The organism is Sphingobacterium sp. SG20118 (genome assembly GCF_044740685.1).
Classification (GTDB): Bacteria; Bacteroidota; Bacteroidia; order Sphingobacteriales; family Sphingobacteriaceae; genus Sphingobacterium.
Genome location: NZ_CP172826.1, coordinates 3010702 through 3036588, shown reverse-complemented (window position 1 = coordinate 3036588; position 25887 = coordinate 3010702). Strand labels below are relative to the sequence as shown.

The 25887-nt window shown below is 34.3% G+C and carries 23 protein-coding genes; 5 read left to right on the top strand and 18 right to left on the bottom strand.

The window, feature by feature from the left end; all coding sequences use genetic code 11:
* Positions 1-135: 135 nt before the first annotated feature.
* Positions 136-660: a hypothetical protein gene (locus ACFX5U_RS14155; protein ID WP_038699487.1), complete on the top strand. Its 525-nt coding sequence runs from the start codon at positions 136-138 to the stop codon at positions 658-660.
* A 90-nt stretch (positions 661-750) separates the two neighbouring features.
* Here ACFX5U_RS14155 and ACFX5U_RS14150 read toward each other — a convergent pair whose 3' ends face one another.
* Positions 751-1641, bottom strand: a complete 891-nt coding sequence (locus tag ACFX5U_RS14150; RefSeq protein ID WP_400261110.1) for a DUF3078 domain-containing protein — start codon at positions 1639-1641, stop codon at positions 751-753.
* Positions 1642-1763: 122 nt separating this feature from the next.
* Here ACFX5U_RS14150 and rlmH point away from each other — a divergent pair, with 122 nt between their 5' ends.
* Positions 1764-2237, top strand: coding sequence for a 23S rRNA (pseudouridine(1915)-N(3))-methyltransferase RlmH (rlmH, locus tag ACFX5U_RS14145; RefSeq protein WP_280566531.1), 474 nt, complete (start codon positions 1764-1766; stop codon positions 2235-2237).
* Between the two features lie 579 nt (positions 2238-2816).
* On the opposite strand, the gene ACFX5U_RS14140 is transcribed toward rlmH, so the two are convergent.
* The 5 genes from ACFX5U_RS14140 to ACFX5U_RS14120 form a co-directional block, all read right to left on the bottom strand.
* Positions 2817-3269 carry an NUDIX domain-containing protein gene (locus tag ACFX5U_RS14140; protein WP_038699481.1) on the bottom strand — a complete coding sequence of 151 codons (453 nt, stop codon included), beginning with the start codon at positions 3267-3269 and terminating at the stop codon, positions 2817-2819.
* Positions 3270-3280: 11 nt separating this feature from the next.
* Entirely contained in the window at positions 3281-4081 is an 801-nt protein-coding gene (locus tag ACFX5U_RS14135; RefSeq protein WP_400261109.1) for a DUF1080 domain-containing protein, read from the bottom strand.
* Between the two features lie 2 nt (positions 4082-4083).
* Positions 4084-4830, bottom strand: coding sequence for a hypothetical protein (locus tag ACFX5U_RS14130; RefSeq protein WP_038699477.1), 747 nt, complete (start codon positions 4828-4830; stop codon positions 4084-4086).
* 84 nt (positions 4831-4914) lie between these two features.
* The gene (locus tag ACFX5U_RS14125; protein WP_400263599.1) at positions 4915-5919 is read right to left on the bottom strand and encodes a DEAD/DEAH box helicase; all 1005 of its coding nucleotides are present in this window, start codon (positions 5917-5919) and stop codon (positions 4915-4917) included.
* Positions 5920-5935: 16 nt separating this feature from the next.
* Complete coding sequence (locus ACFX5U_RS14120) at positions 5936-6094, bottom strand: hypothetical protein (protein WP_400261108.1); 159 nt, start codon at positions 6092-6094, stop codon at positions 5936-5938.
* 211 nt (positions 6095-6305) lie between these two features.
* Here ACFX5U_RS14120 and ACFX5U_RS14115 point away from each other — a divergent pair, with 211 nt between their 5' ends.
* Positions 6306-8720, top strand: coding sequence for a thiamine pyrophosphate-dependent enzyme (locus ACFX5U_RS14115; RefSeq protein ID WP_280566544.1), 2415 nt, complete (start codon positions 6306-6308; stop codon positions 8718-8720).
* A gap of 19 nt (positions 8721-8739) precedes the next feature.
* Here ACFX5U_RS14115 and ACFX5U_RS14110 read toward each other — a convergent pair whose 3' ends face one another.
* The 5 genes from ACFX5U_RS14110 to ACFX5U_RS14090 form a co-directional block, all read right to left on the bottom strand.
* Positions 8740-9600, bottom strand: coding sequence for an ROK family protein (locus ACFX5U_RS14110; RefSeq protein WP_400261107.1), 861 nt, complete (start codon positions 9598-9600; stop codon positions 8740-8742).
* The gene (gene aroC / locus ACFX5U_RS14105) at positions 9590-10693 is read right to left on the bottom strand and encodes a chorismate synthase (RefSeq protein ID WP_038699471.1); all 1104 of its coding nucleotides are present in this window, start codon (positions 10691-10693) and stop codon (positions 9590-9592) included. Before aroC ends, ACFX5U_RS14110 begins: the two co-directional genes overlap by 11 nt.
* Positions 10694-10761: 68 nt before the next feature.
* Positions 10762-12009, bottom strand: a complete 1248-nt coding sequence (gene aroA, locus ACFX5U_RS14100) for a 3-phosphoshikimate 1-carboxyvinyltransferase (protein WP_400261106.1) — start codon at positions 12007-12009, stop codon at positions 10762-10764.
* A complete protein-coding gene (locus tag ACFX5U_RS14095) occupies positions 12009-13112 on the bottom strand; it encodes a chorismate mutase (RefSeq protein WP_038699465.1) in 1104 nt (367 codons plus the stop codon). The genes aroA and ACFX5U_RS14095 overlap by 1 nt, the downstream gene beginning before the upstream one ends.
* A 43-nt stretch (positions 13113-13155) precedes the next feature.
* On the bottom strand, positions 13156-13980 hold the full coding sequence (locus tag ACFX5U_RS14090) for a prephenate dehydratase (RefSeq protein ID WP_038699463.1): 825 nt from the start codon (positions 13978-13980) through the stop codon (positions 13156-13158).
* A 1005-nt stretch (positions 13981-14985) separates the two neighbouring features.
* Between ACFX5U_RS14090 and ACFX5U_RS14085 the strand changes: the two genes are divergently transcribed.
* Both ACFX5U_RS14085 and ACFX5U_RS14080 read left to right on the top strand, forming a co-directional pair.
* Positions 14986-15774 (top strand): EamA/RhaT family transporter, encoded by a 789-nt coding sequence (locus ACFX5U_RS14085; RefSeq protein ID WP_284180463.1) that lies wholly within the window; start codon positions 14986-14988, stop codon positions 15772-15774.
* Positions 15771-16388: an IMPACT family protein gene (locus tag ACFX5U_RS14080; RefSeq protein ID WP_400261105.1), complete on the top strand. Its 618-nt coding sequence runs from the start codon at positions 15771-15773 to the stop codon at positions 16386-16388. Before ACFX5U_RS14085 ends, ACFX5U_RS14080 begins: the two co-directional genes overlap by 4 nt.
* Before the next feature lie 193 nt (positions 16389-16581).
* Here the strand turns inward: ACFX5U_RS14080 and rodA are convergent, their stop codons facing one another.
* The 7 genes from rodA to ACFX5U_RS14045 all read right to left on the bottom strand — a co-directional run bounded on the left by rodA (position 16582) and on the right by ACFX5U_RS14045 (position 25886).
* A complete protein-coding gene (gene rodA / locus ACFX5U_RS14075; protein WP_038699457.1) occupies positions 16582-17847 on the bottom strand; it encodes a rod shape-determining protein RodA in 1266 nt (421 codons plus the stop codon).
* Positions 17840-19816 (bottom strand): penicillin-binding protein 2, encoded by a 1977-nt coding sequence (gene mrdA, locus ACFX5U_RS14070; RefSeq protein ID WP_400261104.1) that lies wholly within the window; start codon positions 19814-19816, stop codon positions 17840-17842. Before mrdA ends, rodA begins: the two co-directional genes overlap by 8 nt.
* Before the next feature lie 36 nt (positions 19817-19852).
* Entirely contained in the window at positions 19853-20317 is a 465-nt protein-coding gene (locus ACFX5U_RS14065) for a rod shape-determining protein MreD (RefSeq protein ID WP_400261103.1), read from the bottom strand.
* Positions 20318-20360: 43 nt separating this feature from the next.
* Positions 20361-21200, bottom strand: coding sequence for a rod shape-determining protein MreC (gene mreC, locus ACFX5U_RS14060; RefSeq protein WP_038699451.1), 840 nt, complete (start codon positions 21198-21200; stop codon positions 20361-20363).
* Between the two features lie 89 nt (positions 21201-21289).
* Entirely contained in the window at positions 21290-22315 is a 1026-nt protein-coding gene (locus tag ACFX5U_RS14055; protein ID WP_021191193.1) for a rod shape-determining protein, read from the bottom strand.
* 171 nt (positions 22316-22486) lie between these two features.
* Positions 22487-24148, bottom strand: a complete 1662-nt coding sequence (locus tag ACFX5U_RS14050) for a M1 family metallopeptidase (protein WP_400261102.1) — start codon at positions 24146-24148, stop codon at positions 22487-22489.
* 79 nt (positions 24149-24227) lie between these two features.
* The gene (locus tag ACFX5U_RS14045; RefSeq protein ID WP_400261101.1) at positions 24228-25886 is read right to left on the bottom strand and encodes a helix-hairpin-helix domain-containing protein; all 1659 of its coding nucleotides are present in this window, start codon (positions 25884-25886) and stop codon (positions 24228-24230) included.
* Position 25887: the final 1 nt, after the last annotated feature.

Here is a 25887-nt window from a genome sequence, read left to right as displayed (position 1 = left end):
TTGAACGGTATAATTATGAAAGCCTCAACATTGTTGAGGCTTTTGTTTTAAATGACGAGTAGAATATATATTCAATTTTTATTTTTAGTATTTTTGTAAATATAATTTTGCAAAGCAGAAAACAGTTACGATTAGATGAAAAAAAAACAAGTTCCAGTACAAGAGGTGAAAAGACCTGTTGATCAATATTTTGATGATTTAAATAATAATTTTCAAGATCCTACGAATAGGATTTTGCAAATTGTTTTCTTACCATTGTTCTTTTTTGGCTTAATGGGGATCATCTGGATGATTCCTTTTCCACAATTTGATTTTTTGGTTAAATTAGGATGGCATACGTTTTTAAACTGGGGATCTTTTTTTATTGCTATTCTTATATATAGCTATTTGAAACTTTCACCGACTTTATCCTATGGAGTCCTATTGTGCATTGGTGTCATGAGCTATTTTATTGTTCAATTCGAATATATAGAACGTGATGGAGGGCCAGCTGTACTTCTTGTTTCAAGTATCATTGCGGTTATTTCTTTACTTGTATTATGGTATGGAAAATCAAAGGAGAAGAGTACAATCTCTTTTAAACAGTTTTGTTTATTTCTTTCGATAGGACCTATTTGGCTTTGGCATTTCGCTTTTAAAAAGTTCAAGCTAAAATATTAAGTTATTACCACGATTAAGATTTAATTGTTCTTGAAGAGAAAAGCCTTGATTGATTATTTTCAACAAGGCTTTTCTTATTTATGCTAATTTTTAAAACTTGTAAGTTATTCCCGCACCAAGTATTTGCTTTACTTGTAGGTCTGATTTGGAGCCTATTTGTACGCCATTTTCTATTTTTGGAAGTTTAGTATTATCATCATATATTAATTGAACTCCAGCATTAACGGAAATCCATTTGTTAACTTTCATAGCTAGCGTAGCTGTATAGTCAATGTCAATATTCTTCGGCTTATCTAAGTAGTTGGAATAAAGTTTTAAAATATTTTCGATCGTGACATTTTCCATGATTTGTTTCTTGTAATATGCATCGAAAGAAGCACCAAATTCAAAGCGCGAGTTTTTACCCTGATCTAAACCATAGGTAGTTGCTAAACTATCATTTTTAACGAATACGAAACGTGCTGCAGCTGGTGATAAGTTGAATTTTAAATTGTCAGATTTTTTATAAGCGAAACCAGGACCAAAGCTTAAGTAAGCAGGTGCAAATGCTTCTGATATGAGTTCTTTATTATTCGTAGTGTAATTATAACCTTTTGCAAATTGTGTGTTAAAATTGAGAAAAAAGGTATAAAGCCAGTTCTCTTTTGCTTCATGACCTAATAAACTACTTAAGGATACACGGTCATCATTTTTTCGCCAATCAACATCTTTTTGAAAAGTTTGACCGTAAGCAGCTATTACTTTATTATCCCACGACCATTTTTCTTTTTTATAATTGAAATCGTAATTTAAAACGATATTACCTGCAAAAGAATTTACACCTCCAGCGGCCCAATTGGAAAATGAGCTTTGATTTATTAAAAAAGTGTTTTCTCCATGTATCTTCCAGTTTTTTGCTGTATCAGTTTGGATTTCTTGCGCCTGAACCTTACCTATACATAATGCTGATAGGGCTAGTAAAATTAGTTTCGTTTTCTTCATATTTCTAAATTTTGTAAAACTATATTTTAAAACAAAAGGAAATGGAATTTTGTTTATTAATTGTCACCTTATAATTACAAAATATACAAAAATTAAAGCATTTTTGTAGAAAGTAAAAAAGTATGAAAATAACATTGTTGTGTATTGGGAAAACTGATGATAATTATTTGATTGAAGGAATTAATAAATATTTGAAACGACTAAAGTTCTATATCACCTTTAATTTGGTCGTTATTCCTGATGTAAAGAATATTAAAAGTTTGACACAAGATCAGCAAAAGAGAAAAGAAGCTCAACTCTTACAGAAATTGATTAATCCTCAAGATACGGTTGTACTGTTGGATGAATTTGGTAAAGAATATCGCTCTATTGATTTTTCATCTTATTTGGAAAAGCATATGATTCAGAGTACGCAGCATCTCATATTTATTATAGGAGGTCCCTATGGTTTTGATGATGAGATTTATGAGCGGGCAAACCAAAAAATATCATTATCTAAAATGACTTTTTCGCATCAAATGATTAGGTTATTTTTTGTTGAGCAGATTTATCGCGCTTTTTCAATTTTGAAGGGTGAACCTTATCATCATGAATAATTGTGGAATTTGAGTATTTTAGACATCTAATAAAGAAAGGAGTTAATATGTTACCAAGTAAAAGAGATTATCACTTCAAAAGCGATGATAATAATTCGAAAATCACTAAAATTATTATTGTAGTTTGTATTATTATTGTGCTGTTATTGGCCTATTTTACCTAGAATTTATTTGAGTAGTACTTTTTTAAAAGTTCTAATTCGACTTTAGAGCCTTTAAAGTTCGACATTAGAAATGTATTCAAATTAATTTACAAATGCTTGAAGATAGCAAATGATTTTATATTTGAAAAAAAACTATCAAGGCTTAGCTATGTATTGGTACTAGAGAAAGAGGATGCTTAGGTAGATAAACATGGTTTTAAATAAAATAAGCGATACCGGGAGTATCGCTTATAAAATCACACTAACTATTAAAAAACCTATAGAACTAGGAATTTACAAATTCGAGTAAACCAATAGTATATGTTTTCACATATCGAACAATATTAAATAATTAAAATTATTAGGTCTTTTTAATAAAAGTTGTTTCTCTTCTTGGTTTAAGTAAATTTAATAATACTATTTTATAAATACAAATTTATTTTCTATCCTTATAAAATATATCCCAAGCAGCTTGATCTGTCTTAAAAGTAAGATTTTTTTGTTCTAAATATTCTATTTTTACCCATCTAAATGACTGCGCTTTGCCATCCTCATATTCTTGACCCTCAAAATCAAATGCTTCTGTTGTTGTGCGTATCTCAATAGGGCTGCTATTTTTTATCAAATAATAGATTGAAATAATTTGACTTTCATTGAAACTCGATTTTTCATAAAAATCGGTAGTATAAATATGTGATATGATTTCAATATCAAAGTTACATTCTTCTTGATATTCTCTTTTCAAGGCATCAATTAATCCTTCTCCATATTCTAAACCTCCTCCAGGAAACTTTGTGAACGATACATTTTCAGTTTTCTCATCACTAATGAGTACTTCGTCATTATCATTAATCAAAATTCCGTATACTCTGACATTAAAAGGAAACATGTGCTATTGTTTTATTTTTTTGATAAATCTTTCAGATAAATATTTTTAAACTCTACAGGCTGGCCTTCACTTTGTAAGGCTATAAAACCTTGTTTTAATTTTTTTCCATCAATTTTGATTCTTGGATCATATTTATTTACCACTCCACCGCCGATAGTAGGTTGGCTATATTGAAGTACTGTGTCTCCATTTATAATGTGCGTTATCAATGAATCGCCATGGACAATCAGTTCTGCCTTTACCCATTGGTCTCCGTCGTAGGTTTTTGAAGTGGATTCTATACAGTGCGATTCTAATTGTTTTCCTTTATAAACGATTTCTGTGCCTGGTGAGCACATGTTGCCTGTAGGTCTTGGTTTTCCGTCACTTAAGCCACCTAAAAATTGCATCTCAACTGATATAGGCCAATCTTGTTCTTTGGGCATCGTTCTTGGATCCTGTGAATGAAACATCACACCACTATTTCTTAATGTATATGATGGAGCTCCTTTTTGTAAATCACCGTAGAAACGATACTCCATTTGAAGGTGATAGTCCGAATAAGGAGTGTCGTAGTAAAGGTGTCCAAACTGATCATTAAAGTCTTCATAGCCATCATAGTTAACCTGTATGACCCTGTCATGAACTCGGAAGGTATTGGCAAAGTTTACGCCTACTTCATGATGATGAATTTTTACGGTCCAATTATCTAGATTTTTGCCATTAAATAAGCTGATCCATTCATCCTTGTTTAATTTTTCTGATTGTCGACTCGTTGAACAGGAGCCTACTACTAATAATAGGCCAATCGGTAATATATTTTTTAATTTCATTATTATAAGGGCATAAAACCATTTTCAATTGTTTGTTCATCGATACCCATGTATGAGTAATGCCTCGGCAGAAACCATGATATGGATGACATAATCTGTTTGAAATCCTGTTCTGATTGAAACATGGTAGGTGTGATATTGAAAACCAAATCCTGACTTACTAAACTTTGGTCCTCATAGTTTCTCGCAATTAACATTATTTTAGGCTCTTTCACTCCCATGTTTACCAAGTATTCTCTTAAATTATGGCGCAAGTCTTGTGGAAGAATGGTTTCGGAGGGTTGTCCTATTAATATTTTTTCATCCTTATCGATGTGTGTCTCCTCTGTTTTTTTAGAAAAAATAGATTCGTCAGAATAAAATTCATTATTTAAAAAGTAGTTTACAATGTCGCCATACGTGAATATCCAGTCTGGTTGTTCTTGATGTGTGTTGATAGCTAGGCCCATACCTTTTTTCAAGAGAAAGGTTTTCAATTTATACTTGATTACAAATGCTTGAAAATTTTGGTCTTTAGGAGCATTTTCCAATTGAAAATAAGGGTAACCATCGGGACCAATAATCAATTCTGATTCGGCTAATTGAAAAGTTGATTCACCAATGTTACCTAGGAATTCTGCTACCCAATTTTCATCACGCTCCTTAAATGGCGTTTCTAGTAAGGAGTTGATAATGATGGTTTTAGAAAGGTCTCCGAGTAAGTTTTCGCTAGAATTTTCATCGTCGTTAAATAAATGTATTGTACTCATATTATATTTCAATCATTGTAATGAATGGTAAAAATAAACATTTTATTAAGAAAGGGATACAATGAAGAGGAACAATTTTAAATCTTATTTTTTTCCTCTCGTCAATTTTTTCAATTCACTGGTTGAGATCATTTGCTTCCAGCCTAATACATATGGATGTTCGTCCTCAATTTTTATTTGTTTATTTAAAGATAACTGCAGTTGAATCCATTTATTATTATCCTCAGCATCGCAAAAAGTATAGGCTTTACCCGTAATCATATTGCGTCCCGTCCTTCCAATTCTATGGAGATAAAGTTCACCGCTATCTGGAACTTCATAATTGATAATGACAGGAAGGCTATCAATATCAATTCCACGAGCAATTACGTCTGTTGCAACAAGGATTTGAATTTTTTTTTCTTGAAAAGCACCAAGTATTTGCATCCTGGTTTTTTGTGATTTATCTCCATACAAAGCTTCAACGACGATGTCTTCTCTTCTTAAGTCTTGAACGATGCGATCAACAGCATGCTTTGTTCTGCTGAAAATGAGTATTTGCTCATCTGGACTTGATGCTATTAAATGTTTTATAAGTTTCTTCTTATTGGCTTTGTCAACATAAAATACCTTTTCTTTTATTACGTCATTTTTTTCATCCTTCTTTATTTCAATCTTAATTGGGTTTTTAAGCACTTTATTTGCAATGCGTAAGATGTCATTAGGGAATGTTGCTGAGAAAAATAGAGTCTGTCTATTTTTTGGCAACAGATTTAGAATTTGATTTATCTCCTTTATGAAACCTAACTGTAGGAGTTGGTCAAACTCATCGACAACTAGTATTTTTATTAAATCAAATGATATTTTACTTTGTTCAAACAAATCAATTAGGCGCCCAGGTGTAGCAATAATAATTGCTGGATAATCAGCTAGGCCCTCTATTTGTTTGGCATAAGCCTGACCACCACAAATTGAAATCGTTTTTATTGGGCCACCTTGTGTTAACGCATCTATACGCTTTTGTGTTTGAATTGCTAATTCACGGGTAGGGTTCAGGATAAGTGTTTGTTCATTAAGAGAGTATTCCTGTGTTAAATAGTGGTGTAAAATTGGAATAGCAAATGCTTCAGTTTTCCCTGTTTCCTGTTGGAGAGATGCCTATCAGGTCATTTTTATTTAGAATACTCGGAATGGCATACTCTTGAATTGGAGTTAGATTTTTTAATCCTGATTGCTCCAAATTAGCTAAAAGGCTGGGGTGGATGGGAAGTTCTTGAAGTTTCAATTTTTTATTTATTTATTTTATCAAAGATAAGGATTAGCGATTAAATTGGTAAGACTCTTTAGTAGAGTAGCTATAAGGGAATTGTAGATGCTAATTCCCTCAAACAAATATTTATATTGTTTAAATAGATATCTACAATTTTTTATTAATGCTAATAATGATTATTTTAGAATATTATTTTTATTAAATTTGTTGGAAACTGAAATATAATATGTTGGAAACCACATTAGACCAAGGCAGTGATTTAAGTTCGAAATTAAGTTTTGATGACTTTAGAAAAATTATTGTTGAAGATTATAAGGTTGCAGTAGAGAGCAGGTATGTTAGTCTACTGGGACGTAAGGAAGTCTTGACAGGGAAAGCAAAATTTGGGATTTTTGGAGATGGGAAAGAATTGGCACAAATTGCTGTATCTAAAGTTTTTCAAAAGGGTGATTGGCGTTCTGGATATTACAGAGATCAGACATTAGCTTTTGCAAGTGGTCTAAGTACTGTTTATCATTTTTTCTCTCAATTGTATGCTCATCCAGATGTTGAGCATGATCCCTCATCTGCTGGTCGTCAAATGAATTGTCATTTTTCAGTTCGCGTAATAGATAAAGATGGAAATTGGATAGACCAAACTAAGCAAAAAAATACTTTTTCTGATATTTCAACAACAGGTGGACAAATGGCTCGTATTTTGGGTCTCGGTTTGGCATCTAAATTATATAGAGAAAATCCAAATTTATCTTATCTAAAGTACTTTTCGGATGAAGGTAATGAGGTGATTTTTTGTTCAGTTGGTAATGCTGCCACCTCTGAGGGGGTATTTTTTGAGGTAGTTAATGCTGCTGGTGTAAAACAAATTCCAGTTGTTATTTCTATCTGGGATGATGGTTATGGCATTTCAGTTCCTAATGAGGTGCAAACGACAAAGGGTGATATTTCTGAAATTCTAAAAGGATTTCAGAAAGAAGAAGGTAGCAACGGTTTTGAAATATTTAAAGTAAAAGGGTGGGACTATCCAGGTCTTTGTCAAACCTATGAACGTGCAGCAAAATATGCAAGAGAAAATCATACTCCTTGTATTGTACACGTGATTGAATTGACACAGCCTCAGGGGCACTCTTCTTCGGGCTCTCACGAACGGTATAAATCGAAAGAACGATTGGAGTGGGAATTAGAGCACGACTGCATTGTAAAGATGGAGAAGTGGCTTATTGATTCTGCTATTGCTACGACCGAGCAAATAAATGCAATTAATGAGGAAGCAAAGGACTTTGTGAAAAAGGAACAGAGACGTGCTTGGACTGATTATAACAAAGCATTAGCGATTGATGCCTCTCAAGCAATAGATTTATTGAGTCAGATTGATGATGAACTAGTCGAGTTACCTTTGAAACAATTACAGTCCTTAACAGAACCTTCATTAAAGGAAGTATATAGTACTGTACGTAAAGTTATTCGCGAATTGAAAGGAAAAGAAATTGCGGGTAAATCAGCTCTTTTAGCATGGTATAAACAACAGCAAGGCGTAAATTCTGAAAGATATAATTCGAAGTTATTTACATCAGGGTTAAATGGTCCGGATCATGTAGAAGTAATTGAACCACGATATTCTTCAGATGCTAAAATTATTGATGGAAGAGAGATACTTAACCTTTGTTTTGAAGAGAATTTTCATAGAGATGAGCGATTATTGGCATTCGGAGAAGATGTAGGTAAAATCGGGGACGTTAATCAAGGTTTTGCAGGTTTGCAAGAAAAATTTGGAGAGTTGCGTGTATTTGATACTGGAATTAGAGAAAATTCTATTATTGGTAAGGGAATTGGTTTGGCAATTAGAGGCCTTAAACCTATTGCTGAAATCCAGTATTTAGATTATCTACTCTATGGTATTACTGTTGCTAGTGATGATTTAGCGAGTTTGAGTTATCGGACTTTTGGAGGGCAGAAAGCTCCTGTAATCATTCGCACACGAGGCCATCGTCTAGAAGGAATCTGGCATTCAGGATCTCCTATGTCTATGATTTTAGGAACATTGAGAGGTTTACATGTTTGTGTACCACGCAATATGACTCAAGCTGCGGGTATGTATAATACATTATTTAGATCGGATGAGCCAGCTCTTGTTATTGAATGTTTAAACGGTTATCGACTAAAGGAACGCTTACCAGATAATATAGGAGATTTTACAATTCCAATAGGATATGCAGAGTGTGTCAGAACTGGTACTGATATTACGGTCGTTTCATATGGTTCTACTTTGCGTGTAGTGGAAGAAGCTGCCATGGAATTGGATAGATTAGGTGTAAATATCGAGATTATTGATGCACAGACATTACAACCTTTTGATAAGGCACATTTGTGTGCAGAATCATTAAAAAAGACAAACAAATTATTGGTCGTAGATGAGGATGTACCAGGGGGAGCCTCAGCATTTATATTGCAACAGATCCTAGAAGAACAGAATGGTTATTATCTATTGGACAGTCAACCCCGTACTTTAAGTGCAAAAGCGCATAGACCTCCATATGGATCAGATGGCGATTATTTCACGAAGCCTTCCAGTGATGATATAGTAGAAGTTGTATTTGAAATGATGAATGAAAGTAATCCAGATAAATATCCCCCACTATTTTAGTCAGTGAGGGATATTTAATCTAAGAGAACTGTGCTGCCGCACCAATAATAGCAGCTTCTTCACCTAAAGTTGCTGTTTTTATTGTAAAGCAGTTTAGCTGATCTTGTTTGTCTTTTAAGAGTATTGGTAGTGCTTTCGCAATATTTCCTCCTATTATAAAATTCGTACAATTATATTTTTCACTAAAAAAACACAAGAAATCAACAAGATGCGATGCGTATTCTTTACAAATAATGCTAAATGCTGGGTTATTTGTGTGTTCATTGATGATTTGCTTAAGTCCTGAAACTTCTAGCTCAGTGAGCTCCTTAAAGCGCCTTATAAACCATCTCGTTACAAGGTATTCTTCAAAGATCGAATTTTCATACGGGGTATCCCATAGATTAGCATCAAACGACTTATCTCCTTTGTTCCAGACTGCAGAACCTAATCCTGTCCCCAATGTTATTCCTAATACCCGCTCATGTGTATTTAGTTTTTGAGCAAAGACTTCACCTTGTAGAAAAGCGGCCGCATCGTTAATGAAATGAATATTTTTTTCGGGAATACCGATTAGAACTGCCAATGGGGTTTTCACGTTCATCTGATATAATGCATCATATTTGCTTTGACCTGAAATGAGTGAAATACCATTTTCATAATCGAAGGGACCAGGCATTGCAATGCCGATATAATTTATAGGAAGAGCTGTAGCTTTTATACAGTTATTGATTGTGTCTGCCCAAGATAGAAAAATCGATTTAGCACTTTCTTGCGAAAAAACGTGGTTTCTCACCACGTTATTAGAAACAATTTTCCAAGTCGATTTATTAACTAATGCAGCACTAATATGTGTACCACCAATATCTACACCTAAAATGAATTCACTTTTATCTGACATTTTTGTAACTAGATTGTTTTAATAAATGATCAGCAATTACTAATGCAGCCATTGCCTCAACAATAATAACGGCGCGTGAAACGACACAAGGATCATGCCTACCTTTTCCTTGGACTATTGCTTCGTTGCCATTAGCGTCAATAGTTTGTTGATCTCTCATAATGGTAGCAACAGGCTTAAAAGCTGTTTTAAAGGTGATGTCCATTCCATTTGAAATTCCTCCTTGTATTCCTCCTGAGAAATTAGTATGAGTTTTTGTACGGTGAATATCATTATCCTCCGATATAAAAAGGTCATTGTGTTCTGAGCCTAATAATTCGGATCCTGCAAAACCAGAACCATATTCAAAACCATGTACAGCATTGATGCTCATCATCGCTTTAGCCAAATCTGCATGAAGTTTATCGAAGACTGGTTCACCTAAACCAATAGGTACATTTCTAATTATTGTGGAAATGCGTCCGCCAACCGTGTCTCCAGATTTGCGAACAGAATCAATGAAAGCAACCATTTCATTAGCTGTGGCGGGGTCAGCACACCTTGCTATATTAGATTCTCGTAAATCTAATAATGCAGATAAGTCTTTGGTATCCAGATTTGGAGATTCAAGTTTACCAACACCAGAAACGTGTGCAAAAATCTCTATGCCATTTTGTTTTAAAAATAATTTAGCTATAGCTCCTGCCGCTACCCGCGCAGCCGTTTCTCGTGCTGAAGAGCGACCACCACCGCGATAATCACGATGACCATACTTCATATGGTATGTGTAATCTGCATGGGAAGGTCTAAAGATATCTTTTATATGTGAATAGTCTTTAGAGCGTTGATCTTCGTTAGGAATCAGTATCGCAATAGGTGTGCCCGTTGATTTACCTTCAAACACACCAGAAAGAATTTGAGCAGTATCACTTTCTTTCCGTTGTGTGGTTATTTTTGATTGACCAGGCTTGCGTTTGTCCAATTCTGATTGGATAAAATCCTCATCAATAGCTATATTTGGAGGACAACCATCTAAAATAACACCAATCGCTTTTCCGTGAGATTCCCCAAAAGTGCTAATTCTAAATAAATCGCCAAATGAATTTCCTGCCATGATTTAATATAATTTCTATAAATATAGGTAAAACCGCAATAATAGGAGTATTATTGCGGTGTTTATTACTAAGTAATAATAAAGTTTTGATTAGCTAAATGTTTCCAAAAATCTGGATAAGACTTTTCGACAACATGCGGCTCTTCAATGTTAATATTTTTGAAAACCAACGCAAGAGGAGCAAATGCCATTGCCATCCTATGATCTTCATACGTGGCAAAAGAAATAGTGGTCGGTTCGAAAACTTCATCTGTCTTGATATGATAAGTTGTTCCATCTTCCACCAATTTTGCGCCAAATTTGCCAATCTCAGTTTTTAATGCTGCAATTCGATCAGTTTCTTTAATTTTTAAAGTTTCTAGCCCTGTTAAGGATATATCTCGTCTTAAAGCTGCTGCTACAACGACTATCGTTTGGGCTAAATCTGGACATTCTTTCATATCGAAAAATGTTTTGCCAGAAGGTTCACTTATTTTAGTCAAATGTAAACCATCTTCTTCGAAAGAGGATGCAACACCAAAATGGCTCATGATTTCTACAATGGCAATATCACCCTGTAGACTGTTTTTTCTTAATCCTGGGAGTACGATAGAACCCGAGTTTGAAAGTGCTACAATAGCATACCAATAAGATGCCGCACTCCAGTCAGGTTCCACATAAATCGTCGCTTCTTGTATTTCTTGATGAGAGATATGAATCGTATTGTTGACCCATTCATATTGAATGCCAACTTCCTTCAACATATTCAAAGTCATTGTAACATATGGTCTTGAAGTTAATTCTCCTTCAATCTCAAGGGTTAAACCCTTTTTCAACGTCGCCGCGATAAGTAATAATGCAGAAATATATTGACTACTGATGTTTCCTTTAATGGATATCTTATCTTTTCCCTGTATCATACCGCCCTCGATTTTAAGAGGAGGAAAGCCCGATTTTGATTCATAATGAATATCGGCACCAATGGTCTTTAAAGCATCAACTAAAATACCGATAGGTCTTTGTTGCATACGTTCAGATCCTGTTAGGATGAAGTTACCTTTAATTAAGTTTAGATAGGCTGTTAAAAAGCGCATCGCCGTTCCTGCTGGTCCAATATCGATTTTATTTATTTCCGATTGTGGATTTGCGGCCAATTGAAGGGCTTCTTTTAGGGTAACCGTATCAAAAGCTTGCGAAAGATTTTTTATTTGTACTTTCTCTTTTCCCAGCGCTTGAATAATAAGGGCACGGTTGCTTTCTGATTTTGAACCAGTAAGCTGAACCGTACCATTTATGATTTTTGATGGGTGAGTAAGTGTAATCACCTGTTGATTCATTATGCCTCCGCCGTAGGTTGATTCATGATCGTATTTTGCTTACGAATAGATTCATTGTGAATTAATTCTAAAAATTTCACAGCAAAATCATTACTCAAAGTTAGAGCTTCAGCAAGTTGAGTACGTTTTTGAATGATTTCATCCCAACGGTTCATCTGCAAGATTGTCACATTGTTATCACGTTTATATTCGCCAATTTTCTCAGCAATTTTCATACGTTCACCAATTTTTTGAATAATTAAATCATCTAATTTATCAATATTGCTACGTAATTCAGCTAATTTATCTTCAAATGCAGGGTTGTCTGAATCTGCTTTACGCAAGTTCAGGTTGTCGATTAGATCAGATAGTGCAGCAGGAGTAACCTGTTGTTTTGCATCTGTCCAAGCTACTGAAGGGTCAATATGTGATTCAATAATTAAACCTTGCAAGTCCATGTCCATTGCTTTTTGAGAAATGTATGGTAACAATTCACGATTACCACAGATATGACTTGGGTCATTGATGATCGGTAACTCTGGGCATAAAGACTTCAATTGGATAGCAAGGTCCCACATAGGCTCGTTACGGAAAGCCGATTTCTCGTAAGAAGAGAAACCTCTATGTATAGCACCTAACTTTTTGATACCAGCACGATTTATGCGTTCTAATGCACCGAACCATAATGATAAATCGGGGTTTACCGGATTTTTAACAAAAACGGGGATATCTACTCCAACTAATGCATCAGCTATTTCTTGTACTGTGAATGGGTTTGCAGTTGAACGAGCACCTATCCATAATATATCTACTCCAGCAGCTAATGCTTCTTCAACATGTTTCGCAGTTGCAACTTCTGTTGCAATTAATAAACCCGTTTCAGCTTTTGCTCTTTTTAACCATTCTAAGCCAATAGAACCAATACCTTCAAATTCTCCTGGACGAGTACGAGGCTTCCATATACCAGCACGTAAAACATTTACCTTACCCGTATTTGCTAATAAATGTGCTGTAGAAAGTACTTGATCTTCTGTTTCAGCACTACAAGGTCCTGCAATAATTAAAGGTTTGTCTCCTGTATCTAACCAAGATTTTAAAGGGACGATATCCAATGTATTTTTCATGTTTTATTTTGAGTTTTTATTTTAAACTTTGATTTATTACTACTTAAATGCGGTCGTTTTTCACATATTCACCCATAATGTTGAAGTTGATGCTATGTTTTAGCACTTTACGAATAGCCGCATCATAGTCTGATTGCTTTTTCCATTCTACGTCAACAAAAAAATCATATTCATTTCTTTTTCCGATGACTGGAATAGATTGAATCTTGCTTAAATTGACATTTTGTTCCGCAAAACATTGCAATATAGATGCTAAAGAACCGACTGAATTGCCCGTTTGAAATGACAGGGATGCTTTATTCGTGTTCTTTTGTTCTTCCACATCATTGGATAATATCAAGAAACGTGTACTATTCTTTTTATTTGTTTCAATCTTTGCTTCTAAGATATTTAGTCCATATGTTTTTGCCGCTAGTGTACCTGCAATAGCGGCTGTGTCTGTTAATTTTTGACTTGCTACTTTTGATGCGGATGCTGCAGTATCAGAGCTTTCAGATATTTTAACATTAGGTAATTCCTGTAAAAACTCTTCACACTGACGAATAGCCATTTGATGGGACTCAATGAATTTTATATCTTCAAGTTTAACACCAGGCAACGCAAGTAAATTTTGATGGATACTTAAAGCAATTTCGCCTACAATGTTAAATTTATAGTCTCTTAAAAGATTGTAGTTCGGTAATATGCTTCCTGCAATTGAGTTTTCTATAGCCATTACGACATAATCGACTTTCTTCTGCTTTAATAATTCGCATGTTTTCTTAAAAGTATCGCATTCTACTGTTTCGATGTCTTCACCAAAATACTTAAATGATGCTTCCTCGTGAAAGGAGGCTTTTGCTCCTTGTATTGCAATTTTTAAACTCATTGTCTGTTTTATATGTTCTGATAAAAAGCAAAAGTTCCGATTGATGACCGGAACTTTTGCTTTTTAATATCGTGTGATTTTTACAAATTTGTTCCCGCTCTTATTTTTTAAAATAAAAGTAAATAAAAAAATATGTATTCATCTTTGTCATTATTTATCCGTTTTGATATTCCAAATATACGCATGTTTTTGATAAAAACAATATAAATATAAATTATTTTTTCATGCTGTTTTTTGTGTATTTATTGTAGCTTTTTTAATGATATTTATTCTATTTTTTAATCGATATAATCGTTGGTTATTTCGACCTTTATATGTTCTTTATAATGTTTAAATCATGTTTTATGCTAATTAAGCATATATTTAATCGATTATAAGTCTATTAAATACTGATATATTATTAGATATTTTAGTGATTTTTTACAGTAATAAATGGTGCAAAATTTTATATTTTTTGCATTATAAATACTGTAATATTTCATTTTTTTATTACAATTTATACCTTAATATTTAAGAATTTAATCAGGTATTTGCTCCTGTTTTTACATGTTACACCTATTTGTAGAGATGAAATACAGCTTTGTACAGATGAAATACAGTATAAACATCATTTTAAAATTAGAGAAGAATATTAGGTTATAAAAAAAAGTATAACACATTGATTAGTAAGTAATAAGTAATTAAGGCTAGTTGAAAATCTGATATATATCTTGGAACATCGTTAGGGGAAATACGATATTTTTGAGGTAACTGTTAAAATCATATTTGGAATAATTTATATGTATAGCTTTATTTATCTGAAATCGTTTTAAAAAAATATCATTCAACATCCTATACTACTACTACTAATGTGAAATATGCAGAATATTTCGTAAAATTGGAACAAGTGACCAGAACAAATGAAATTGGTCTTAAGAATTATTGAAGTTTATGATTTTTGTCCTTTTAAGTGTTTTGTGTAGCGTTACTGTTGCCATCTTATTAAAGTTTGCAAAACTCCAGCAGTTGAGTACAAAACAAATTATTGTTTGGAATTACCCGGTTGCAGCTATGCTAACCTATTTCGTTTTAGGACCAAAATTGGAAGGTATAACATTTTCGAATATGCCCTGGGGATTGTATTTTCCGTTGGCAACCTTGCTTCCAACTCTTTTTGTCTTTATTGCCTTAACCCTACAACATATAGGTTTGGTTAAAACTGAAATTGCACAGCGGTTATCTTTATTTATCCCTCTGTTAGCGTCTTTTATACTTTTTTCTGAGGTAATCACTTGGAATAAGGGCATTGGTATTCTTGTAGGTCTATTTGCTATAATATGTTCTATTGGATGGCAAAAAGACAATAAGACACAAATAAATAGATTTGGAAGTATAATCTACCCCATTATTGTGTTTATTGGAATGGGTATTATTGATATTCTTTTCAAACAAATCGCACTTCATCAGGCTATACCTTATATGACTTCAATGTTTATCGTTTTTCTATTATCGACGGTAGTGGCATTTTTATTCCTGATTTATTTTTTAGTTTTTGAAAAGCAAGTATTTTCTTTTAAATCTTTATTTTATGGAGTTGTACTTGGACTTTTTAATTTTGGAAATATCTTATTTTATATGAAAGCACATCGTGCTCTTCCCGATAACCCCTCCATAGTATTTACAGGAATGAATATTGGGGTTATCTCTGTTGGAGCGATTGTTGGCGTTCTATTATTTAAAGAAAGGCTAAGTTTTATTAATAAAATAGGTTTAGCACTTTCTATTGTCTCAGTTTTAATCATTACATATTTGTGAGTTTATTTGAAGATACATATCGTACCATTGAAGATAGAGGAGAAGGAATATTTCGCGATAAAGGAAGTAAATTTATAGCTTATGCTTACCCATTTAAGGATGAAGATCAATTAAAAGAAATCATCGGGGAATTAAAAGTATTACATCCAAAAGCGCGTCATCACTGTTGGGCCTACCGTATGAGTCCAGATCGAACTGTTTATCGACTGAATGACGATGGGGAACCATCTGGTACCGCTGGAAGGCCTATATTGAATGTGTTGTTGTCACAAGATGTAACAAATATTATTGTTGTGGTAGTCCGTTATTTTGGCGGAACACTATTAGGTGTACCGGGACTGATAAATGCTTATAAAACAGCAACCCAAGAAGTTTTAGCAGGGCTAAATATTGTCGAGAAAACAGTTAATGATATTTATAAGATTGAATTTGACTATTTAGCAATGAATGACGTCATGCGTGTGGTAAAAGAAGAAAATATTACCGTCAGTAAACAAGTTTTCGACAATAGGTGTTATATGGAAGTGGAAGTTCGAAAAATGCAGGTCAATTCTGTAATCGCTCGTTTTGATAAAATAGATAATTGTACACTTTGTTATTTAAGAACGATATGACGAGGTATACAAGATAAATATATGGAATAAGACTTCATTACTTTCTATTTGACTTTGCTTCCATTAAATATTGCAGAAATTATGATTGTTGCGTACTTTGATCATGTATTGTCAATATGACCAATGGTTTTGGTTGATAGCGTTATTGGATTAATTTTAGAGCTATTTGATTCCGATAGAAAAGGAATTGCTTTTACACAATTCCTTTTCTATTGGAATCAAACTTTAACATAATAAATAATAATATGGTAAAACTCCATAAAGAAGATCCCCCATAACTAATGAATGGTAGTGGTATACCAATAACTGGTACAATTCCAATGGTCATTCCTATATTAATGAAAAAATGGAAGAATAGGATGGAAGCTACACCATAGGCATAAATCCTGGCAAAGGCAGAGCGTTGGCGTTCTGCGATATGAATAATACGCAGTAGCAGTGTTAAGTATATACCAATCAGAAAGATAGAACCTACAAATCCCCATTCTTCTCCTACAGTACAAAATATAAAATCGGTACTTTGTTCTGGAACAAAGTTATATTTAGTCTGTGTGCCCTGAAGATATCCTTTACCCCAAAATTGACCAGATCCAATAGCAATTTTGGATTGATTTAAATTATAACCTTGGCCTCTAGGATCATCCATTTTTCCTAGGATGATGTCAATACGGTTTCTTTGGTGGGATTGTAAAACATGGTTATAGACAAGATCCACACATAGTATGAAAACAGAAGAAACAGCAAAAAGAATTCCTAAATTAATCAGATGTTTTCTCTTCTTTCTAAAAGTCCACATGAAAAATGCAGCAATAATGGCAAGTATACCAATTAGTATCCATGCATTAACTAACAAAGCCGCTACGAATAGGACGATACATAATCCACCAAAAAGCAGGAAATTATTATTAACATAACCCTCTCTGTAAAAGACAAATATTAAGGAAAAGAAAGCTAATGCAGAACCAGTATCTGGTTGGAGCATAACTAAAAATACAGGAAATAGAACAATACCAGAACCGATTGCAAGTGTGTGTAGATTCGGGTTTTTATTGCTTTGTGAGCTAAGGTAATTTGCCAAAAGTAGACAGGTAGCAAGTTTTCCAAATTCGGAAGGCTGAAGTCTAAAAAAACCCAAATCAATCCATGCTTGATTACCTCCTACGTTTTTACCAATGACTAGTACTGCAATTAATAATAGAATAACAAAAGCGTAAATGATAGGCGATGCTGAACTGAAAAATTTTGCATCAATAATTAATATAGTTATGCCTAGTATTAAAGCCGAAGCAATATACATAGACTGTTTCCCATATTTGGTTGCCATATTAAATAGACCTGGATTTTCTGGGTCATATACAGCCGCATGAATATTGAACAAGCCAATTATACATAGCGCAAGCCACAAAGAAATGGTTAACCAATCTATTTTTCCGAAAAAACTATTTTTTTGGTTATTCATGAACTCTCTTTACAACGTTATGATAAAAACTATATTCTTGTGGAATTGCTGCTGTTATGCGGGTTATACTTTTCGTAGTATCCTGCTTACTTCTAGTTGAATCTGTCGCCTTTTTTACTTCTGTCTTTTTTACTTCAACTTTTTGAACAGGCATGAAGTTAGCATTGTATATACGATCTTGGATATGCTTGGGCATAGTAATGGTGTCTTTTATGTATTTTTCCACCATCATACTCGCAATTGGACCAGCCCAAACACCTCCATACCCTGCGTTTTCAACAAATACAGCAATAGCAATTTTAGGATTATCTCTAGGTGCAAAAGCAAAAAATACAGCATGATCTTCACCATGTGGATTTTGCGCTGTACCCGTTTTACCACACATTTCGATATCTGCTATTCTATTTGCAAAAGCGGTTCCTCCTCCCATATTGACTGCTCTACTTAAGCCTTCTATAATAGGTGTATAATATTTAGCATCTACGCCGGCAGATATTTTTTCTGTGAACTCTTCCTTGACTATCTTTTTATCTCCAATTCCCTTTATTAAATGCGGTCGATAGTAAAACCCTCTATTTGCAACAATAGCCATTATGTTCGCCATTTGAAGGGGAGTAACCCCCATTTCACCCTGACCAATGGACAATGAAATATTAAATGATGAACGCCACTTATCATTTCCGTACCTTTTGGTGAAATAATCGGATTTGTACAATAAGCCTCCTTTTTCACCAGGTAGATCAATACCCAGTGGATGACCAATACCGAATTTTGAAATTGCTTCGTACCATAAATCATAAGCTTTAGGACCGGAAAGACCACGTGAATCAATCATTTTTGCAAACGTGTAACCATAGTAGGTGTTGCAAGAGACTTGAATTGATTGTATTAGCGAAGTAGGACCATGGTAATGCGTGCATCCCATGACAGCTCTACCTCCTCCATAACGATAGCCATGCGCACAAAAGAAGTTGGTGTTTTCATCAATAACACCAGCTTGCTGAGCAGTAAGGGCTGCCACAACCTTAAAGACGGAACCTGGGGGGTAAGATGCCTGAATAGGTCGATTAAAAAGTGGATTACTTTTGTTTTTTAATAATTTCATTAAATTATTACCTGTTTCGCGCCCAACCATATCATTGGGATTGTAACTAGGGCTACTCACGTATGCAAGAATTTCTCCGGTAGAAGGTTCAATTGCCACAATAGAACCCATCTTATTCTTCATCAGTTTTTCACCTAAGATTTGTAACTCTCTATCTAAAGACGATACCAATCCTTCACCAGCAACCGCTAAAGTATCATATCGACCTTCCATAAATACACCTTTCGGTCTATTTAGTGCATCAACCATTAGGTTTTTAACACCTCTTTTTCCGCGCAATAAATCTTCGTAAGAACGTTCTACACCTGTTCGACCTATATAATCTCCTGGGCGATAAAAACTATTCGATCTTTCAATATCTTTCTCATTTACCTCATTAACGTATCCTAGAAACTGAGCCGCTATACTATCCGGATAACTGCGGACAGTTCTATTTTGTACATAGAATCCCCTAAAGCGATATAAATATTCTTGTAAATGCGCATAGGTGCGAGAGGATAACTGTTTTTCGAACGCAGAAGCACGATAAGGTGAATGTGCCTTTGCTTTATTCATACGCTTTATAAAGCCTTCCTTATCAATATCAATTAATTGACATAACAATGCCGTGTCTATATCCTTCGCTTCTCTAGGTGTAACCATTAAGTCATATACAGGCTCATTTTGGACTAAAACCTGACCTTTTCGGTCTAATATGACACCACGAGCAGGATATACGATAACTTTCCGCATCACATTACTGTTTGCAGAATGTATATAAGAATCATCGATAATTTGAAGGTAGAATAGCCTAGCTATTATTAATATTGCAATACTAATAATAATGCCCTGGATAACGAATTTACGTGCAAAAAAACTATTCATAGATTTTTATGTCCTATTTTTTACCTTTCGGTACGATTAGATCCTACTCTTCTTCTTGTAAAAAAGAAAACTGAATATGAGTAAAATAGCCATTGTAAAGATACAACTTAAACCAATAGTTGCTAGTGTATATTGGAAGTGTTTGAAACTGAATGTTTCCAACAAAATCAGTACGAAATGATGGATTAGAGTTCCAAAAAAGGTGTACGATAAAAACCATTTAAAATTCATCTCACCTAATATGGGGGTAATGAAACTATCCATATCGTTTTCTATCGTAATCTTTAAGAAAAATACACGATACGCAGCTAATGCGATGCATGCAGCTGCATTTACACCTAATGTATCATAAAAAGTATCGACAGCCAAGCCTGTTAATAAAGCAATGGAAAACAAAACAAAGTTTGGCATTCCAGTAGGAAGGAGGAAGATTATTAGAATATAAGGAAATGGAGTCGCTAGATTATAATAGCCAATATTTTTAAATAAAAATACCTGCATACTTATAAGTACTATAAATCGAATGATATTAAATAATAATATTCTAGCCATTGTCCTGATTCGTTTCTTCTAATTGTTTTAATTCTTTTGCTAATCGATCTTTAACGACATATACGTGATCCAGATTTGAAAAATTAGTGCTTAATAAAATTCTTAAGTCCAGAAAAGAATCGCCAGAAGAGATCCCCGTTTCTACGACAGCTCCCACTAGAATACCTTTAGGAAAATGCCCGGAATAATCTGATGTAAAGACTTTTTCAGCAGTTTTAACTTTAACATGGTTTGGGATTTCTTTAACCATTGCAAATCTATAATCTACATTGTTTCCCCATACTAATGAACCAAAGACATCACTATGGTCTAAAGTAACAGAAATTTTTGTGTCTGGATGAAGGAGCGATTGAACTGTAGAAAAATGTGGTGTTACATTAAGAACAATACCTACTACACCATTAGGAGCGAGTACTCCCATCCCTTTTTCTATACCGTCCAAAGATCCCTTACTTAAAGTTAAGTAATTGCTTTTACGGTGGATACTGTTGTTGATGACACTTGCGGTGATAAATTCATAACGTCCAAAATCGCTGCTATCAATAGCAGGTTGTAGCATCTTAACACTATCTGTAGTCAGGTAGTTCTCTAATTTAGCTCTTAAATTAGCATTTTCTTTAACCAATCCATCATTGGTTTCCGTTAGTGAAAGATAACTTTTCCAAGAATTTATCTTTTCATAGATATTACCTATGAAACTATTTGATGAGTTCAGTGCACTAGCGCGTTGAAAGGTGTTATTGGTGACAACCAGGAACATCGAAAATCCAAAAAATAGGATAAACCAAAAGAAAGCGTTGTAACGTCTAAGGAATAACCAGAGGGATTTCATTTTTTAATTATTATTGCTTTGCTATTTAATAAAGAAGCGATATAGTGAAAAATCAACTATATCGCATGTGTAATCTTATGACGTGGCAATTATGATTGCATTAAGAATTTAAATCTTCCGATATTCTTCAATGCTATTCCCGTACCACGTACAACTGCGCGAAGAGGATCTTCAGCGATATGTACCGGTAATTTTGTTTTAGCCTGAATTCTGCGATCTAAACCTCTCAATAAAGCACCTCCACCAGTCAAGTATATTCCCGTTTGATAGATATCTGCCGATAATTCTGGAGGAGTGATTTCTAATGCCTTCAAAATTGCTTCCTCAATTTTCGAAATAGATTTATCCAAACAATGTGCAATTTCGGTATACGATACGGTGATCTGCTTAGGAATGCCGGTCATAAGATCACGCCCCTGAACAGCGAAATCTTCAGGTGGATCCTGCAACTCAGGTAGAGCAGCTCCAACTTCAATTTTAATCTTTTCCGCAGTACGCTCACCAATCATGATATTATGCTGTCTACGAATGTATTGAACAATATCCGAATCGAAATTATCACCAGCGACACGGATTGATTGATCACAAACAATCCCAGAAAGCGCTATTACTGCAATTTCTGTAGTTCCCCCACCAATATCAATAATCATATTACCCATTGGTTCTTCAACATCGATTCCGATACCTACAGCTGCTGCCATTGGCTCATGAATCAAATAAACCTCTTTTGCACCTGCAATTTCTGCAGAATCACGTACGGCACGCTTTTCTACTTCAGTAATTCCTGAAGGAATACAAACAACCATTCTTAAAGAAGGGAAGAACCAACTTTTACCATTATTAACTAATTTCACCATACCACGAATCAAATGTTCAGCGGCAGTGAAATCAGCAATAACACCATCTCGAAGGGGGCGTACTGTTTTTATATTATCGTGTGTCTTACCCTCCATTTGCATTGCCTGACGTCCGATTGCAATTACTTTGTTAGTCGTACGATCAAAAGCTACAATTGAAGGTTCATCAACTACTACTTTGTCATTATAGATGATTAAGGTATTTGCGGTACCTAAATCGATGGCAACTTCTTGTGTAAACCAGTTAAATAAACCCATTTGCTGTATTTTAAGCTACTTTTTATGAATATGCAAACCTACTAAAAATTATTAGTTTTTGTGTGTAAGTCTTGATTTTTTTTATTGATAATTTAGAACTCTTTTGTGGAGCTTTAAGTTGATAACAAGTAAACGTTTAATTAAGCATTTTCTTATGTTTTAACTCCGAAATTAATTTTTCTGAACGTCAATGTAGTAATTAAAAGTGTCAATCTTTATATTTTCTTTTGATAGATTGGGTATATTTAATGTTTGATCGTCATTCGTGATATTAATTGCTTTTAAATTATTATCAGCTGTCCCAATGTAGATGGGCATTTCGAAATTATCAACTGTATTTTTCCATTTTGCTTTGATTTTTCCATCATCTTGATCCGTGATTATGAGAACTGGAATGGCTGTGGTTTTTACATATTGTTCAAATATTGAACTGAAATTAAAACCAGATTCTTGATTGATGTAATTGACTATATCATCGTAATTAACTTGTTGATGATAAAATTTTGAATTTAATCCACGAAGAATGTTGCGCCATTTATGGTCGTCAGCTATAATCGTCCGGATCATATTGTGCAGTACACCACCTTTGTTGTACATATCTCCAGATCCTTCATTATTCACATGATACTGTCCCTGTATAGGTGTTTTGTTTTGTATGCTTCGGCGGTTTCCATGGAGGTATTCCTGACCCGCTTTTTTACCGAAATAGTAGTCAATATATAGTGATTCCGAATAGTTAGTAAAACTTTCGTGTATCCACATGTCAGCAATATCTGCTGCAGTGATGTTATTGCCAAACCATTCGTGTCCCGCTTCGTGGATGATAATAAAATCCCACTTGAGCCCCCAACCTGTACCAGACCCATCCCTGCCCAGATAGCCATTTAAAAAACGATTGCCATATGCTATACCACTTTGATGCTCCATCCCCAAGTGAGACGTTTCTACAAGTTTGAAACTGTCTTCATAAAAAGGGTAGGGGCCAAACCAATATTCAAAAGCGCTGAGCATCGGTTTAACATTCGCCTCGAAATGTGGTTTTGCTCGATTTTTATTTTCCCGTAGTACGTAGTAATCAATATCTAGCTTACCTTTCTCACCGTTAAAACTATCTTGAAAATGGACATAGTCTCCGATGTTGATTGCAATGTTGTAATTGTTTATCGGATTTGAGACAAACCAATTGAATTTGGATTTTTTCTTGCCAATGGTTTCGACACTTCTTAATCGACCATTTGAAACATTCATGAGATCTTTGGGGACAGTTACCGAGATGAGGACACTATCGGGTTCATCAGATTGATGATCTTTATTAGGCCACCACAAACTAGCTCCAACACCTTGATTTGCACTCGCTATCCAGGGTTTGTCATTACTGTCTTTTTTCCAGTCAAATCCTCCATCCCAAGGTGCGCGATTCGCTTGATGTGGAACCCCAGAGAAATAGACATTTATCGAATCTATACTCTTTGCCTTGATTTTCGAAGGGAAGTCTATAAATACAGCATTGAATTCACGGGTATATTTAAGTTTTTTTCCTTTATAAAGAATCTTATCGATAGCCATATTGTCAAATAAATCAATCTGAATACGATTGAAATCCGCTATGGTCTTAAATTTGATAAGGTTACTCCCAGAAATACTTCTTTTTTTGATATCAATATCTATGTCAAGATGATAATAAGTGACATCATAACACGTCCTTAATGGGGTCAATTGACCTCGTAATGAATCTTTTCGGGAAAACTCTTCTTTGTTGGATAATAATTGTGCCTTTGTAATAAAAGGGAGTAAAAAAAGAAATACGAATAAATAGGATAAATTTCTCAACACTTTATACTTTGATATAAATGCTAAATATAAGAGATTTTCATTGCTATTTAAAAATTAGCAATGGTTTTCCTTTAAAATCCTATTTCTTTTTTTTGTTGAAAAAATCCTCAATTTCTGATAAAGAAAAACTATTAAGGCAATTTTTGGCAGATAAACCACCTTTTCTTGCAACAAATATACCGTAATGCATATCCTTTAAGCCTTCAGTACGGTGTGCATCAGGATTAATGGCTAAAAGCACACCTTTTTCTATCGCGTAGCGATGCCATCTCCAATCTAAATCTAACCGTAACGGATTCGCATTAATTTCAATAACAACGTTATTGACTGCACATGCATCAATAATTTTTTTGTAGTCTAAAGGATAGCCCGACCTACTTAATAATAAGCGTCCCGTCGGATGACCTAATATAGTAGTATATGGATTTTCTATTGCCTTCAATAAGCGAGCAGTTGCTTTTTCCTCATCCATTTTGAGATTGGAATGAACGGATGCAACCACAAAATCAAAGCCAGCAAGAACTTCATCAGGATAATCTAAGGAACCATCGCCTAAAATATCAGATTCAATACCTTTGAAAATTTTAAAAGGTGCTAATTCTTGATTAAGTAAATCAATTTCTTCCCACTGTTTTTGCACACGTTCGATAGATAAACCATTCGCATAAACTGCAGTTTTAGAGTGATCACAAATGCCAAAGTAGTTGAGTCCAAGCTCGTCCTTACAATAGCGAGCCATTTCAGCTAAGCTATGCACTCCATCGCTATAGGTCGAGTGATTATGTAAAGTCCCTTTTAGGTCATCAAAATTAATCAGTATCGGTAATTCATGCGCCTTAGCCAAAATGATTTCATTTAAGCCCTCTCTTAACTCAGGTTCGATATAATCCATACCTTGAGCCATATAAAGAGCTTGTTCGGAAGCTAAAGCCGTAATAAGTTCATGGTTTAGACCCTCTAGGTGTTTTTTTGAACCCGTTGTTAACAGTAGGTTTTTATGAAAGTCTCCTGTAGTAGTTAAATAGATGTGAAAAGAAAATCCGTTTTCATCTCGCAGAGCGGTGTATTCGATTTCTTCTTTCAGACTATTTGGATAGTTTGTATTTAAGTAGGTTAATGTACTATTTTTATCTGCGTCCAATAAGATATCAACAGAGCTTAATACTTCACATTTTCTTCGAAAATCACCTGTAAAAGAAATCAAGGTGGGGGATAAGCTTTTTTGGAGTTTGGTAAATAGTTTTTCCGCATGAGATAAAACCTTCGCATATAAAAACCAGCCTTCATTGGATATTGAAAACTCAATGGATTTTTTAATATCTTCCTGCGTTTTTAAACCAAAACCCTTAGCTTCTATTAGCCTGTTTTCATTACAAGCATATAACAATTCACCTACACTTTCAATTTGGAGGTCATTCCAAATGATTTGAATTTTTTTAGGACCTAAGCCTTTTATGTTAAGCATTTCCAAAAGACCTTCTGGAGTGATGCTTAACATAGCGTCGAGTTCATCAAATGAACCAGTTTCGGCTAATTTTTTAACCTTTTCTGCGGTACTTTTTCCAATACCTGGTTGGCTACTAATCTCTTCAAAAGATGCAGTTTCCAAAAGAAAGGGTACTTTATCTAATTTAAAGGATGCACTGGCAATTGCTTTTGTTCGGAAAGGGTTTTCATTATGCAGTTCCATAAGTTGACTACATAACTTGAATTTTTTAGCAATTGTCTTGTTATCCATT